This window comes from Microbacterium sp. Bi98, assembly GCF_918698045.1.
GTDB lineage: Bacteria > Actinomycetota > Actinomycetes > Actinomycetales > Microbacteriaceae > Microbacterium.
This window is the reverse complement of the sequence record NZ_CAKKLK010000005.1, coordinates 166,667-180,071: the sequence shown is the minus strand read 5'-3', so window position 1 is coordinate 180,071 and position 13,405 is coordinate 166,667. Positions and strand designations below refer to the sequence as shown.

The window sequence follows — 13,405 nt, the reverse complement described above, 5'->3', positions numbered from 1 at the left end:
TCATTCCTGTACGGGCGTACATGTACGTTTGTACATTCTGCATCGCCAAGCTGTGGGTTCGCCCGGATCCCGGCGTCGACGGTCAGAGCGTCGACCCGAGCGCCAGCCCGAGACCAGCGGCGATCAGCCCGAGCAGAAGCATCCCGATGGCGTTGACAGCGGATGCTCTGCGCTGACCGTCTCGCCACAGCACCACGGTGTCGAGCATGGCGGTGCTGAACGTCGTGTATCCGCCGAGAAGACCGGCCCCGACCACGAACGACTCGGACGGCAGTGCCGTGGTCAGCAGGCCCAACGCGAACGATCCGGTGAGATTGACGACGAGGATGCCCCAAGGGAGGCGGCGTCCGACGACCTTCGACACACCGAGGTCGATGACGTACCGGAGGAGGGCTCCCACCCCTCCGGCGAGTGCGGCCGCGACGAACAGCAGCGGAGTCATGCCCTCCCTCCCGCAGGGAGCGTCGGTCGACGCGGGCGTCCGAGTCGCAGGCCCGCCGCGGCGGCAGCGAGTCCCAGGACCAGACTGGCGGCCGCATACGCGAATGCGAGCACCGGGGCGTCGCCCCAGAGCGCGACCGTTCCGGTCATGAACGCGCTGTAGGTCGTGAAGCCGCCGAGCACGCCCGTGCCGAGCAGCAGTCTGAGCTCCGTGGCGCCGGGCAGGCGCGCGGCGAGAAGGCCGATCAGCAGCGATCCGAGCACGTTCACGACGATCGTCGCGACAGGCACGCCCCCGACATCCGGCATCAGCAGACCGATCGCGAGCCGAGCGGCGGTGCCGATGCTGCCGCCGACGAAGACGAGGAGCAGGCGGCGAAAGGTCACCCGGCAACTCTATCCGCGCCGTTGCAACGCATCCCTCGAATGTCAACCCGTTGGGCGAAGCCGGTCGGCGGGCGAAGACTGAGGCCATGAAGCCACTGTGGAAGCTCGACCGGACCCCGCCCATCGGCACACCGTTCGACCCCGGCGCACGACACGACGTGATCATCGTGGGTGCGGGCCTCACCGGCCTCAGCACGGCGGTCATGCTCACGCGCGCCGGTCTCGACGTCGCCGTGATCGAGGCGGGATCCGTCGCCGAGCTCGCGACCGGCGGCAACACCGGCAAGCTCACCCTGCTGCAGGGGAAGCGTCTCGCCGAGATCCGCAAGCACCACTCCGCGGCGCTCGTGCAGGCCTACGTCGAGGGAAATCGCGAGGGCATGGACTGGCTGGTCGGCTTCGCCGATCATGCGGGAGTCAGCTACGAGCGACGGATCGACCACTCGTACGCGCAGGACGCCGGCGGCATCGACTCGGTGCGCGAAGTGCACGAGGCGGCGCGGGAGGCGGGCCTCGAGACCAGGATGCTCACGCGAGGAGAGCTGGCCGGTGCGGCCTTCCCCGCAGCGGGAGCCGTGGCGCTCGACGACCAGGTGACCATCGATCCGGCACTCGTCACCCACGCGCTCGCGGACGAGCTTCTCTCCGCCGGAGGAACCCTGCACACCGGCGTCCGGGTCACGGCGACGCATGCGCTGCCCGACCCTCGAGTCGAGACGCTGCTGGGCCCGATGTTCGCCGATCACATCGTGATCGCGACCGGGTACCCGATCCTCGACCGGGGACTCTACTTCGCGAAGATGCGCGCCTTCCGCTCGTACTGCGTCTCGTTCCGCCTCCCCGGCGGCGTGCCGGACAGCACGTTCATCTCGGTCGACAGCCCCACGCGCTCGATCCGCCCGGTGTCGGATGCGGACGGCCCCGGCGGTCCTGCGCGACTGGTGGTCGGCGGAAACGGCCATTCCGTCGGCCGCTCGGACGGCGAGACCGCCGCGATCGACGATCTGGTCGAGTGGACGAGGCGGTACTTCCCGGATGCCGAGGAGACCCACCGCTGGTCCGCCCAGGACTATCAGTCGAACAACCAGATCCCGTTCGTCGGCGCCATGCCCCGGGGTCTCGGCCGCATCCGCTTCGCGACCGGGTACGCCAAGTGGGGCCTGTCGAACGCCCCCGCCGCCGCCCTGCGTCTCACCGCGGAGATCCTCGGTGCGAACTGGCACGACCGACCGTCGTGGATGGTCAAGATCGGCACGAGGCTCACCGTGCCGGCCGATCTGGCCCGCGGGGCCATCGAGGGCGCCAAGGTCGCCGCCGCCGCGACGACCGGGTGGGTCGACGCCGAGCGTCGCCCCGTGCCGGTCCCGAAGCCGGCAGAGGGCGAGGGCGTGGTCGCGAACCGCAGCGGCCGACCCGTGGGCATCTCGACGGTCGACGGCGTCACTCGGGCCGTCTCGGCCGTGTGCCCGCACCTCGGAGGCGTGCTCGACTGGAACGACGCCGAGTGCACGTGGGACTGCCCGCTGCACGCCTCGCGCTTCACGGCGGACGGCACGCGCATCGAGGGGCCGGCGCTGCAGGACCTCAAGCCCCTGCCCCGCAAGGTCGGCGGCTGAGGCTCAGCCCGCCGTCGGCGCTCCGGCGCCCGGCGGCGGCGCGTCCCATCCCTGCTGCGGCTGGTCGCAGTTCTCGCGGAACACATACTGCGAGGCGAGCTTGCGCTGATGGCTCGACCAGTCGATGGCCGGGCGGCGCTGCTCGGGCGGCAGATAGCCGAGGCGGTACACCGCCATGAGCTCGAGGTCGTCCGGCACGCGCAGCAGCTTCACGATCTCGTCCCACTGCCCAGGGACCTCCATCGGGAACGAGATGAACTGGATGCCCATGCCGAGCTCGACCGTGGTGAGCCAGACGTTCTCCATCGCCGCGCCCATGCTGAACACCGAGTAGAACGACGACAGCTGGCCCGGTCGGTACTCGCTGCGATCGAGCATCACGCCCAGCAGCAGCGGCGATCCCGCGACGAGCTTGTGATTCTCCTCCCCGAGGGTCTTCGGCACCCCGAACGTGTTCATCAGCTTCTGGCCGCGCTTGGTGAACACCTGACTCGTGAACGGGCGGAGGGCCGCGGGGAGCTTGTCGAACAGCATCCCGCTGCGCTTCTCCTCCATCTCGGCCTGGCTGAAACGGAAGTACGGCTTGTAGCGTTCGAAGAACGTGCCGTTCGACATCGCCTCGGTCATGCTGTCGCCCGAGATGCGGGCGATCTTGTCGATCGTGTCGCGGTTCTCGACGACCACGAACCGCCACGGCTGGCTGTTCAGCTGCGACGGCGCCCGACCTGCCGCCTCCAGCAGGATGCGCTGATGCTCCTCCGATACCGGGTCGGGCAGGAAGGGCCCGTTCGTGGTCTTGCGGCGGCGGATGGCGTCGAGCAGTTCCATGCGTTCACTTCCGGTCGGTGGCGAGGCGCGAGCAGACGAGGCCCGCGACGATGAAGGGGGCTGCGGCGAGCGCGACGAGCGGATGCCGTCGGCTGTGCGTGCCGAGATACGGGATGGCGGCGAGCGGTGCGGCGGCGGGCGCGAGCGCCAGGGCCGCGCGACGGCTCGCGTGCTTCGGCCGGCCCCAGAGGATCGCCGAGAACGCGGCGGCCGAAGTGGCGCACGTCGCTATGTAGATCGCATGGTGCAGCCAGCGGAAGCTGCTCGTGTCGATGAGTCTCGCGGCGACGGCCGAACCGAGGGCGACGTTCGCGGTGTAGGCGACGGCCGCCGCCGCGAACAGCGGCGCGGCATCCGTGCGTCTGCGTCGGTGGCCCATGCCATGACCCTACGCCCACCTCCGGCATCCGCTCCCGGCCTTGATCCGGTGTCCGCACCTGTGCAATGCCGTGACTCCCGTGCGGGGTCGAGAACACATCGGAATCGGGTGATTCGGATGCGCTCTCGACCCCGCGGCGACCGGCGAAGGCGGTGCAGCGGGTTACAGGTTGCCGTCCGCGTAGATGCGGAGCGCGTCGCGGACGAACTCGGCGCCCTGCGTTCCGCCGGCGGACGTGGCGTAGTTCGCGCCGAAGCGCGGGTCGGCGACGTACATCTCGCCGAGGCCGATGACGTACGCCTTGACGTCGCCGCCGGGCACGGCCGCGGGAGTGCCCGGGATGCCGGTCAGCCACTCGACGTGACGGCGGGCGATGTCCTGAGCCTCGGCGGACGCCGGATCGATGCCGCTCTCGGCGGCAGCTGTCCAGTCCCGGCCGAGGTCGGAGACGCGCTGCTGCCAGTCGGCGCGATCGGCGTCGGTCATCCCGCGCCACCAGCGGTCGCTGTCGGCGTAGGTCTTCCGACCCCAGCGCTGCTCGACCTCCTCCTTGTAACGGGTGTGGTCGAAACCGTCGAACATGTTCTCTGCCATGAGTTCTTCACCTCCTCTCAATGCGTTGATGGTGTTCTCGACCGACGCGATCTGCCGCGCCAGTCGGTTCTGTTCCTCGCGCAGCAGCTCGAGGTGCGTCTCCAGCGCGGATTCCTCGCTCTGCCGTGCGTTCACCGGGTCGAGCACCTCGGCGATCTGCGGCAGACCGAGTCCGAGCTCGCGCAGCAGCAGAATGCGCTGCAGGCGCACGAGCGCCGCCTCGTCGTAGTGCCGGTAGCCGTTGTGCGCGATGCGCGAGGGCGGCAGCAGGCCCACGTCGTCGTAGTGACGCAGCGTTCTGCTCGTGGTGCCCGCGAGACGGGCGATGTCCTGGATCGACCATTCGCGACCGGCCATCTCGTCCTCCTTCCCTGGAACTGATGATGACTCCACGGTAGAAGTTGACGCTGCGTCAATGTCAAGTGAATCCACGCATGTCAGCATTCTGCACTCGAATGACTAGCTTTCGTGGCGCAGCGATGACAGCCTCCGTGTGTAACGACAAAACGGAGGTGGACAGATGTCCCTAATGGCGGCAATGGAGCCGACGCTGATGAAGCGCCGCGCACAGGACGCACTGGATGAGGCGATCATGCGTCTCGATGCCTGGTGGCTGGTGGTGATCGCGGCGATTCTCGTGTTCGGCGTCGCGTTCCTGGCAGCGCTGGCGCTGTGGTGCTTCTTCAAGGCGGGTGGCAGGCGCTTCACCGGCAACTGGCAGTGGGGCAAGAGCGGCGTCTCAGTGTGGATCGAATGCGTCTAACCCCTCGTCGCTTCCGGACATCGACCCCGATGTCCGGAAGCGACGGCTTCGCACCGGACCCGCGCGTCCTCCTCGACGTCTCATCGGTCTCGTTCGCCTACTCGAAGCGCGCTCCGGCGCTCCGTGATGTGTCGTTCGCGATCGAGCGCGGCGAGAAAGTGGGTCTCGTCGGACCCAACGGATCGGGCAAGTCGACGCTCATCCGCCTCACCGCCGATCTGCTGCAGCTCGGCCAGGGGAGCATCCGCATCACCGGGCGCCCTCATCAGGATCGCGCATCGCGCGAGCAGCTGGCTTTCATCGCGAGCAACGACTACCTGCCGCAGTTCCTGACCGGGCGCGAGTACCTCGATCTGATGCTCCGCCTCTATCGCCACCGTGCCGACCCGACCAGGGCCGACGAACTCCTCAGCCGCTATCAGATGGAGGCGCGTCAGTTCGACCTCATCGAGGACTACTCGCACGGCATGCGCAAGAAGATCCAGCTCATCTCGACGCTTCTGCTCGAGCGCCCGCTCACGATCATCGATGAGACGCTCAACGGCGTCGACGTCGATGCGCTCTTCGAATTCGAGACGGATGCATCCCGGATCGGAGGGGCGAAGGGGCTGCTGCTGTGCAGCCATGACTTCCGTCTTCTCGAGGCCGTGTGCGACCGCATCATCGTGCTGCGTCGCGGAGAGATCGCCTTCGACCTCCCACTCCCCCGCATCCTGCGCGAATTCGGCTCGGTCGACTCCCTCGTCAAGACCGCGATCGCGCAGCCGTCGAGGGCGGTGGAATGACTCCCGCCCTGCAGCTCGCCGGCTTCCTCTCGGTGTTCCTCGTGAGGCGCATCGCTCGTCGGGGCGTGCTGCGCCTGCCGTCCGTGCGCTGGACGATCGCTCTCGCCGGTCTCGCCGCTTTCGTCGGCTTCTGCGCGTTCGGGGTGGTGATCCTCCGCCAGCTGATCAGCGAGCCCGAGCAGCTCTCCCCGCTTCTGCGCGTCGTCGGCGTGTCCACCCCGCTGTGGATCCTGACGGTCTTCACGGTCGTGCGCGTGCTCTTCATGAAGGCGAGCGATCTGGTCGAGCTCACGTTCTCGTTCCCCCTGACCAATCGGGCGCGAACGCTGGGATTCATGCTCTTCGAGTCGCTGGTCGTGGGCCTCGGCGTGGTGCTCATGCTCGGCGCATTGGTCACCGGCACGATCTCGATCGGCGGATTCGGGATCCTCGATCAGGTCATCACCTGCCTGGTCATGCCCTCGACCGTCGCCTATCTCGTCGCGAGCGTCTACTACCTGGGCCTCGAGCGACTGCTGCTGCGCCTGCGGCTGGCGAGGCTCCGGGCGTTCATCGTGCCGGTGGTGCTGGCGGCGACCCTCGTCGCCCTCTACCTCGGCGTGTCGACGCAGTCGGAATCCGTGCTCTTCGCGGCGGTCGGCCAGGGCGACGACTACTTCGCGGTGCAGCTGCTCTTCGCCGACATCGCCGCGAGTCACGGGACCATGGCGGCCACGGGCATCTGGCTGGCCATGCTGGCGCTGCTGGTCTGCGCCGTCTTCGCGATCGCGCCGCGACAGTTCGATCCGACCCGTCGCTTCGCGATCGTGCCCCGCCTGTTCGGCCCCACGGAGTTCGGCGCCTACTTCGCCGCCCACATCAGGGGAATCGAGACGGTGACGGTCTGCGGCATCTCCCTCGCAGGCTCCTACGCGCTCTTCCTCGCCGACATCCGACTCCCGCCGATCCTGCTGCTGGCCGTCACCGTGCAGTCCGTGTACGCCTACGTCTCGACGGAGCCCCTGCGGGCGTGCGGTCCTCGCCGCCATGGTCCAGGCATGCGGTATCTGCTCGTGATCGGACCCCAGCTGGCGACCCTCGCGATCATCGCACCGCCGATCAGCATCCTGTCCGCTCTCACCGGGGCGAGGCTCGACGAGATCCTCTCCGTCGTCGGCTTCGCGGTGTCGAACGTCATCGTGCTCACCCTCGCCGGCATCGCCTTCCCGCCCGAGAAGGGCAACCCCTTCTCGGTCATCGCGGGAGCCGCCGTCGCCGGCCTCGTGACGGGCACGATCATGCTCGGCACCAACCTCCTGGGTCTTCCCCCACTGTTCACGGTCGGAGTGATGCTCGCGCTCACCCTGATCGCCGCCGCACTCTCCATCGCAGGGATGGACAGGATAGAAAGGACCTCTCGTCATGAAGTGGTTGTTTAGGGCCGCCATCAGCGTCGTCGGAGCGCTCGTCGTCATCGCAGGATCCGCCGTCACCGCCGCGATCTGGCTGATGTTCACCGGAGGATCCGCCGAGGGTCGACGCCTGGGGTTCTTCGACTCGGTCTTCGTCGACGTCCGGCAGAGCGCCGAGGGCGCGGTCCAGCTCGGCACCGGCGTCAACGATCCCCTTCCGCTGATCCTCGGCGTGATCGTGGTCGCCGTGTTCATCCTCGCCGTGTTCGTCGTGCACGACGGGCTTCTCGAACGGAAGAGGCAGCTCCTCGCCGAGGCCGACTGACATGTGGTCGGTCAGTGCGTCGCGCATCGATGGGGTTCTGGTCTGCCGATGGCTGCTGCTCGCCGCCTGGCCGATGAACACCGTGTTCGCGGTTCTGCTGACCGCGACCGTCGCTCTGGGCGCGATCACCGGGCAGTCCGCGATCGTCGAGGCCGCACTGATGATCGCAGTCCACTACGCCGCCGGCCTCGGCGGGTCGTTCGCGCTGCATGAACTCGGGCACCTCGCCGTGCTGTCCCGGGCGACCGGCGTCACGGCGATCACGCTCGAGCGCTCGCTGTGGAGGACGTCGATCAGTCCGCACGGCCGAGTCGGCGACCGGGACGCCGTGCTCGCCGCCCTCGCGGGTCCTGGCGCGTGCGTCGTCGTCGGAGCCGCCCTGTGGCTGCTCGCGCCGGGACTCCAGCTGCACGGGTGGTACCTGGCGCATGCGGTGTTCCTCATTCCTGTCTTCAACGACGGCCGGATCCTGTGGTCCGTCAGTCGGGCTCGCCGCACCGCCTCCTCGCGGGCGGTCGAGTGACGCCAACCGATATTCTTCATCCGCTCGTCACACGTTGTGGCCCCACCATCGCTACGGTCGACACGTGCCCGAATCACACTCCGCCATGCATCCGCTCGCCCTCGCTCCGGTGATCGCTCCCCCGAGCACCGTCGACGAATTCGTGAAGCGATTTCTGCACAACCTCAATCTCGAGCGCGGCGTCGCACTGTCGGCATCGAGCGCGAACGACCGCTATCTCGCGCTCGCGCACACGGTGCGCGACTACCTGATGGCTCGCTGGCTCGAGGATCTGCGTCACCAGAAGGAGACGCAGGCGAAGGGCGTCTGCTATCTCTCGGCGGAGTACCTGCTCGGTCGCCAGCTCGACAACAATCTGCTCGCGGCCGGCCTCACCGACATCGCCGACGAGGCCCTCGCCGCGTGCGGCGTCTCGCTCGACGACCTGCGCGCGCACGAGGTCGAGCCCGGTCTCGGCAACGGTGGGCTCGGGCGCCTCGCGGCCTGCTTCGTCGACTCGCTCGCCACGATGGGCGTGCCCAGCATCGGATACGGCATCCGCTACGAGTACGGGATCTTCCGACAGACGTTCGTCGACGGCCAGCAGGTCGAACAGCCCGACTCCTGGCTCACGCTCGGTTCGCCGTGGGAGTTCGCCCGTCCCGAAGACGCACAGACCATCGCGTTCGGCGGCCACACCGAGAAGTACGACGACGACGGCATCACGCGCAGCCGCTGGGTGCCGGCGTGGAACGTGCAGGCGGTGCCGTACAACTACATGGTCCCTGGGTTCCGCAACGGGCGGGTCAACACCCTGCGCCTGTGGAGCGCCGTCGCCACCAGCGCGTTCGACCTGCGCATCTTCAACTCCGGCGACTACGAAGAGGCGGTGCGCGCGCAGACCTACGCCGAGACCATCTCGAAGGTGCTCTACCCCGAGGACTCCACGCCGCAGGGCAAGGAACTGCGTCTGCAGCAGCAGTACTTCTTCGTCGCCGCGTCGATCCACGACTTCCTCGACAACATGCTCGCCGACGGCTTCGAGCTCGCGAACCTCCCCGACCGCGTGATCTTCCAGCTCAACGACACGCACCCGGTGATCGCTGTGCCCGAGTTCATGCGGGTGCTCGTCGACGAGAGGCATCTCGAGTGGGATGCCGCGTGGGCCATCACGCAGCAGTGCTTCGCCTACACGTGCCACACACTGCTTCCGGAGGCGCTGGAGGTGTGGCCGGTCGAGCTGCTCGGACGCCTGCTGCCCCGCCACCTCGAGATCATCTATCGCATCAACGACGAGTTCCTCGTCGCGGTGCGCGAGCGGTTCGGCGATGACGAGATGCTCGTGCGCAACATGTCGATCATCGCGGAGCACCCGGTCCGCTCGGTGCGCATGGCATACCTGGCGACCGTCGCGGGCGCCAAGGTCAACGGCGTCGCCGAACTGCACTCGCAGCTGCTGCGCGACAAGGTGCTGAGCGACTTCGATGCGTTCTTCCCCGACAAGTTCACGAACGTGACCAACGGCGTGACGCCGCGGCGCTTCCTCCGCCTCGCCAATCCCGAGCTCTCGTCGCTCATCACCGCGGCGATCGGCGAGGGCTGGACCACCGATCTGGAACGCCTGCGCGAACTCGAGCCCTTCGCCGATGATGCCGAGTTCCGCGCCGCGTTCGCCTCGGTGAAGGCCGCCAACAAGCGCCGCCTGAGCGACGTGCTGCGCGAACGCGACGGTGTCGAGATCAGCGACGGCCACATGCTGGATGTGATGGTCAAGCGCCTGCACGAGTACAAGCGTCAGCTGCTCAAGGTGCTGCACATCGTCACCACCTACGAGGGGGTGATCTCCGGACGCCTCGCAGTGTCGGATGTCGTGCCGCGCACCGCGATCTTCGGGGCGAAGGCGGCTCCCGGCTACGCGATGGCGAAGCGCATCATCCACCTCATCAACGCGGTCGGCGAGGTCGTGAACACCGACCCTCGGCTGGAAGGCCGCCTCACGGTCGTCTTCCCTCCGAACTACAACGTGACGCTAGCCGAGCGGGTCATCCCCGCCGCCGACCTGTCGGAGCAGATCTCGCTCGCAGGCAAGGAGGCGTCGGGCACCGGCAACATGAAGTTCGCGCTGAACGGCGCGCTCACGATCGGGACGGACGACGGGGCGAACGTCGAGATCCGCGAGCTCGTCGGAGACGACCATTTCTATCTGTTCGGCATGAGCGAGCCCGAGGTCGAGGCGCTCAGCATCCGCGGTTACCGGCCGCAGGAGTTCTACCAGCACGACGAGGGACTCCGCCGGGCGATCGACCTGATCGCATCCGGGGCCTTCTCCCGCGGCGACCGCTCGGTGTTCGAGCCGGTCGTCTCGAATCTCCTCTACGAAGACCGCTTCATGGTGCTCGCCGACTATGCGTCGTACATCGAGGCACAGAGCAGAGTGGATGCCGCGTACGCCGACCAGGACGCGTGGAACCGCTCAGCGATCCTCAACGTCGCCCGCACCGGCTTCTTCTCGTCCGACCGTTCGATCCGTGATTACATCGACCGGATCTGGCACACCCCGCCTCTCGTCTGAGGCGTCCTCCCGGGCTGTCTCCTGTGTTTCAGGCCCGGTCGTCCAGACCGTGTGCAGGACCGAATCGTCCAGACCGTGTGCAGGCCGGATCGTCCAGACCGCGTGCAGGACCGAAGCACGTCTGCAGGAACATCCCACACGGATTCTCCTGCAGACGTGCCGCGATCCTGCAGACGGGATGCTCGGACCACCCCCTTGACAGAGTCGAGATATATCGTGTTACTCTGTGCAGACACGATATATCGTGATCCCTCGAACCAGGAGAAGCAGACATGACCGAGAAGTGGCTCATCGCCCCCGGCGAAGAACGCGTCATCGACATCGAGAACGTCACCCGACTGAAGATCGGCCTGGTCGGCGGTCAGGTCGATGTCATCGCACACGACGAACCCGGCATCCGCATCGAGGTGCACGGCGTCACGACCAAGGACCTCCGCATCGAGGCGAACAACGGCGAGGTCGAGATCGACCACCCGCAGCTCGGCTGGGACAACTTCCTCGAGGTGTTCCGCAACTTCGGATCGGGCGGCCCCAAGGCCGAGGTGAGCGTCGCCGTCCCCCGCTCGATCGCCCTCAACCTCGGCGTCGTGAGCGCCGGAGCGCTCGTCTCGGGCATCCGCAACGACGCCCGCCTCAACACCGTCTCGGGCGACCTCATCGTCGACACCCTCATCGGCGACCTGACCGTCAACTCGGTCTCCGGCGACGTGCAGGTGCGCGGACTCACGGGATCGATCAGCGCGAACAGCGTCTCGGGCGATGTCGCAGTCACGGGCACCATCCGTCGCGCGACCGTCGACATCGTCTCGGGCTCGACACTGGTCGACGCCGCAGGCGACGTGAACACGATCAACGTCAACTCGGTCTCGGGCGGCACCACGGTGCGCCTCGACGAGTCGCTCGCTGCGAACTACGTCATCCGCTCGCTGAGCGGGCGACTGCTGATCGACGGCGTCGAACGCGGCTCCTCCGGCATCAACAACTACACCGGCTCGACGGGCGAGCTCGCAGGACGCTTCGTCGATCTGCGCGCCAACTCGGTCTCCGGCGGCGTGACCGTGCTGCGGCGCACGCCCGAGTCGATCACCGACGATGCGGAGTGGGAAGCATGAGCCCCGCAGTCTTCTCGCACGGCGACCTCAGGCTCTACCTGCTCTCGCTGCTCGCCGAGGCACCGCAGCACGGTTACGGGATCATCCAGGCACTGACCGATCGCACGGGCGGCACCTACACGCCGAGCGCCGGCACCATCTACCCTCGGCTCGCCAAGCTCGAGGAAGAGGGGCTGGTCACCAAGACGGTCGACGGTCGCACCACGATCTACGCGATCACGGATGCGGGACGCGCCGAGCTGGCATCTCGCGAGGGCGACCTCGCGGGAATCGAGGCGGGCCTGACCGACTCGGTGCGACTGATCGCCAACGAGGTGCGGCAGAGCGTCAAGGAGGCCATGAAGAGCCTCCGCGCTGACCTCGCCACGGCGGAGAAGGACGACCGCGCCGCATCCAAGTCCCGTCCGCGGACGGCAGGCGACGACGAGCGCATCGTCACCCGTGAAGAGCTGCACCGAGCGGATGCCGTCATCAATGCCTTCCGCGCACGCGTGCGCACCGACCTCCGCACGCATGTGGCGAAGGGCGGCACGCTGCCGGCATCCGTCGTCTCGCAGCTGGAGGACGGCCTGGACGCCGCGGCGCGAGGCATCACCACCGCGCTGGCGTCACTCGGCCGCTGAGCTCAGCGGCTGACGCCTGCCGAGACGCTCGAAGCCCCTCCCGTCACACGACGAGAGGGGCTTCGGCCGTTCGCATCCCCAGGAGCTCAGCGAGGGATGCCGAGACCTACTCGGTCCAGATCTCGGGCTGCTCGTCGGGCACGGGCTCCTGCAGCGGCACGACGAGCACCGACCGGTGCTGGCGGTGCGCGAGGCGGGCAGCGACGGACCCCGTGAAGAACTCGCGGATCGACTCTCCGATGCCGCGCTTGCGTGTGCCGACCACGATCAGCTGGGCGTCGAGCTTGTTCGCCAGCTGTTTGATGGCGAGGGCCGGATCGCCCACGAGCTGCCGGGCCGTCCATGTCAGGCCCGTTCCGTCGAGGGCCGCAGCCGCCTCCGCCTGCACGGCCTCGAACTCGGCCGTGCCGGCATCGAAGTTGATGTCGATGGGCGCCGAGTGCACGTAGCCGTCGGGGTCCTCATAGGTGACGAAGCGCGTGACGTCGACGTGTGCGACCACCAGCGGCACGCGGAGGAGCCGCGCGAATCGCGCCGCCTCTTCGATCACCCGTTTCGGCTGACCCGGCTGCATCCCGACGATCACGGCCTTCTGCAGTGTCGCGTTCTGCGCGGCCTCGTCGGAGGGCGTCGAGGTGTTGTCGGTCATGAGGATCGCTCCCTTCACCAGCTGCCAACGGGCCAGTGCGGTCTGGCCGCGTGCTATTCTGAATGCTACTCTTACCGGCCCTCAGCCGGTGTCGTGAATGACTCGGGCCAGTCGTTGCCCGCAGCTTAACTCGTGAGGGGGTCTCAGGCATGGGCCGTGGCCGTCAAAAGGCGAAACACACCAAGATCGCCCGCGAACTGAAGTCGTTCAGTCCGTCGGTGAACTACTCGGCGCTCGAGCGCGAACTCGCGCACCCGAGCGACGCTGAAGACGCATACGTCGACAAGTGGGCCGACGAGTATGCAGACGAAGACGAGGACGAACTCGAAAAGGCCTGACCGCCTCTTCGCTCGTCATCGATTCCCCCGTGCACCGCACGGGGGTTTCGTCGTGTCCGAAATCCCGGAACTCTCGGCATCCACGCCGGGCTCGTGACGG

General features: G+C 67.7%; 16 protein-coding genes. 10 read left to right on the top strand and 6 right to left on the bottom strand.

Going from position 1 to position 13,405, the window contains the following annotated elements; translation table 11 throughout:
* Positions 1-82: 82 nt before the first annotated feature.
* Together LQZ85_RS10405 and LQZ85_RS10400 are read right to left on the bottom strand one after the other, a co-directional pair.
* Positions 83-442 (bottom strand): CrcB family protein, encoded by a 360-nt coding sequence (locus LQZ85_RS10405; protein WP_056276557.1) that lies wholly within the window; start codon positions 440-442, stop codon positions 83-85.
* Positions 439-828, bottom strand: a complete 390-nt coding sequence (locus LQZ85_RS10400) for a CrcB family protein (protein WP_056276554.1) — start codon at positions 826-828, stop codon at positions 439-441. Before LQZ85_RS10400 ends, LQZ85_RS10405 begins: the two co-directional genes overlap by 4 nt.
* Before the next feature lie 86 nt (positions 829-914).
* Here LQZ85_RS10400 and LQZ85_RS10395 point away from each other — a divergent pair, with 86 nt between their 5' ends.
* Positions 915-2,444: an FAD-dependent oxidoreductase gene (locus LQZ85_RS10395; RefSeq protein WP_056276551.1), complete on the top strand. Its 1,530-nt coding sequence runs from the start codon at positions 915-917 to the stop codon at positions 2,442-2,444.
* 3 nt (positions 2,445-2,447) lie between these two features.
* On the opposite strand, the gene LQZ85_RS10390 is transcribed toward LQZ85_RS10395, so the two are convergent.
* The 3 genes from LQZ85_RS10390 to LQZ85_RS10380 form a co-directional block, all read right to left on the bottom strand.
* Positions 2,448-3,272, bottom strand: coding sequence for a nitroreductase family protein (locus LQZ85_RS10390; RefSeq protein WP_053098629.1), 825 nt, complete (start codon positions 3,270-3,272; stop codon positions 2,448-2,450).
* 4 nt (positions 3,273-3,276) lie between these two features.
* On the bottom strand, positions 3,277-3,651 hold the full coding sequence (locus LQZ85_RS10385; RefSeq protein WP_056276548.1) for a hypothetical protein: 375 nt from the start codon (positions 3,649-3,651) through the stop codon (positions 3,277-3,279).
* Between the two features lie 162 nt (positions 3,652-3,813).
* The gene (locus LQZ85_RS10380; protein WP_056276545.1) at positions 3,814-4,602 is read right to left on the bottom strand and encodes a MerR family transcriptional regulator; all 789 of its coding nucleotides are present in this window, start codon (positions 4,600-4,602) and stop codon (positions 3,814-3,816) included.
* 196 nt (positions 4,603-4,798) lie between these two features.
* Here LQZ85_RS10380 and LQZ85_RS10375 point away from each other — a divergent pair, with 196 nt between their 5' ends.
* The 8 genes from LQZ85_RS10375 (at position 4,799) to LQZ85_RS10340 (ending at position 12,318) form a co-directional block, all read left to right on the top strand.
* Positions 4,799-5,008 carry a hypothetical protein gene (locus tag LQZ85_RS10375; protein WP_201778466.1) on the top strand — a complete coding sequence of 70 codons (210 nt, stop codon included), beginning with the start codon at positions 4,799-4,801 and terminating at the stop codon, positions 5,006-5,008.
* A 29-nt stretch (positions 5,009-5,037) separates the two neighbouring features.
* On the top strand, positions 5,038-5,793 hold the full coding sequence (locus tag LQZ85_RS10370; RefSeq protein WP_230100867.1) for an ABC transporter ATP-binding protein: 756 nt from the start codon (positions 5,038-5,040) through the stop codon (positions 5,791-5,793).
* Positions 5,790-7,211: a hypothetical protein gene (locus LQZ85_RS10365; RefSeq protein WP_230100866.1), complete on the top strand. Its 1,422-nt coding sequence runs from the start codon at positions 5,790-5,792 to the stop codon at positions 7,209-7,211. Before LQZ85_RS10370 ends, LQZ85_RS10365 begins: the two co-directional genes overlap by 4 nt.
* Positions 7,195-7,509, top strand: a complete 315-nt coding sequence (locus LQZ85_RS10360) for a hypothetical protein (RefSeq protein ID WP_056276528.1) — start codon at positions 7,195-7,197, stop codon at positions 7,507-7,509. Before LQZ85_RS10365 ends, LQZ85_RS10360 begins: the two co-directional genes overlap by 17 nt.
* 1 nt (position 7,510) lies before the next feature.
* On the top strand, positions 7,511-8,032 hold the full coding sequence (locus LQZ85_RS10355; RefSeq protein ID WP_056276525.1) for a hypothetical protein: 522 nt from the start codon (positions 7,511-7,513) through the stop codon (positions 8,030-8,032).
* An 85-nt stretch (positions 8,033-8,117) separates the two neighbouring features.
* Positions 8,118-10,583, top strand: coding sequence for a glycogen/starch/alpha-glucan phosphorylase (locus LQZ85_RS10350; protein WP_056276522.1), 2,466 nt, complete (start codon positions 8,118-8,120; stop codon positions 10,581-10,583).
* A gap of 272 nt (positions 10,584-10,855) precedes the next feature.
* Positions 10,856-11,695, top strand: coding sequence for a DUF4097 family beta strand repeat-containing protein (locus tag LQZ85_RS10345; protein ID WP_053098620.1), 840 nt, complete (start codon positions 10,856-10,858; stop codon positions 11,693-11,695).
* Complete coding sequence (locus LQZ85_RS10340; protein WP_053098619.1) at positions 11,692-12,318, top strand: PadR family transcriptional regulator; 627 nt, start codon at positions 11,692-11,694, stop codon at positions 12,316-12,318. Before LQZ85_RS10345 ends, LQZ85_RS10340 begins: the two co-directional genes overlap by 4 nt.
* Before the next feature lie 106 nt (positions 12,319-12,424).
* On the opposite strand, the gene LQZ85_RS10335 is transcribed toward LQZ85_RS10340, so the two are convergent.
* The gene (locus tag LQZ85_RS10335; protein WP_053098618.1) at positions 12,425-12,967 is read right to left on the bottom strand and encodes a universal stress protein; all 543 of its coding nucleotides are present in this window, start codon (positions 12,965-12,967) and stop codon (positions 12,425-12,427) included.
* A gap of 149 nt (positions 12,968-13,116) precedes the next feature.
* On the opposite strand from LQZ85_RS10335, the gene LQZ85_RS10330 reads away from it, so the two are divergent.
* Entirely contained in the window at positions 13,117-13,305 is a 189-nt protein-coding gene (locus LQZ85_RS10330) for a DUF3073 domain-containing protein (protein ID WP_042537993.1), read from the top strand.
* The last annotated feature ends 100 nt before the right edge of the window (positions 13,306-13,405 follow it).

Excerpts from the sequence above, each read along its gene's own strand:
- LQZ85_RS10405 (WP_056276557.1), bottom strand. The coding sequence starts at position 442 with ATGACTCCGCTGCTGTTCGTCGCGGCCGCACTCGCCGGAGGGGTGGGA.
- LQZ85_RS10395 (WP_056276551.1), top strand. The coding sequence starts at position 915 with ATGAAGCCACTGTGGAAGCTCGACCGGACCCCGCCCATCGGCACACCG.
- LQZ85_RS10390 (WP_053098629.1), bottom strand. The coding sequence starts at position 3,272 with ATGGAACTGCTCGACGCCATCCGCCGCCGCAAGACCACGAACGGGCCC.
- LQZ85_RS10385 (WP_056276548.1), bottom strand. The coding sequence starts at position 3,651 with ATGGGCCACCGACGCAGACGCACGGATGCCGCGCCGCTGTTCGCGGCG.
- LQZ85_RS10380 (WP_056276545.1), bottom strand. The coding sequence starts at position 4,602 with ATGGCCGGTCGCGAATGGTCGATCCAGGACATCGCCCGTCTCGCGGGC.
- LQZ85_RS10375 (WP_201778466.1), top strand. The coding sequence starts at position 4,799 with ATGAAGCGCCGCGCACAGGACGCACTGGATGAGGCGATCATGCGTCTC.
- LQZ85_RS10370 (WP_230100867.1), top strand. The coding sequence starts at position 5,038 with ATGTCCGGAAGCGACGGCTTCGCACCGGACCCGCGCGTCCTCCTCGAC.
- LQZ85_RS10365 (WP_230100866.1), top strand. The coding sequence starts at position 5,790 with ATGACTCCCGCCCTGCAGCTCGCCGGCTTCCTCTCGGTGTTCCTCGTG.
- LQZ85_RS10360 (WP_056276528.1), top strand. The coding sequence starts at position 7,195 with ATGAAGTGGTTGTTTAGGGCCGCCATCAGCGTCGTCGGAGCGCTCGTC.
- LQZ85_RS10355 (WP_056276525.1), top strand. The coding sequence starts at position 7,511 with ATGTGGTCGGTCAGTGCGTCGCGCATCGATGGGGTTCTGGTCTGCCGA.
- LQZ85_RS10350 (WP_056276522.1), top strand. The coding sequence starts at position 8,118 with ATGCATCCGCTCGCCCTCGCTCCGGTGATCGCTCCCCCGAGCACCGTC.
- LQZ85_RS10345 (WP_053098620.1), top strand. The coding sequence starts at position 10,856 with ATGACCGAGAAGTGGCTCATCGCCCCCGGCGAAGAACGCGTCATCGAC.
- LQZ85_RS10340 (WP_053098619.1), top strand. The coding sequence starts at position 11,692 with ATGAGCCCCGCAGTCTTCTCGCACGGCGACCTCAGGCTCTACCTGCTC.
- LQZ85_RS10335 (WP_053098618.1), bottom strand. The coding sequence starts at position 12,967 with ATGACCGACAACACCTCGACGCCCTCCGACGAGGCCGCGCAGAACGCG.
- LQZ85_RS10330 (WP_042537993.1), top strand. The coding sequence starts at position 13,117 with ATGGGCCGTGGCCGTCAAAAGGCGAAACACACCAAGATCGCCCGCGAA.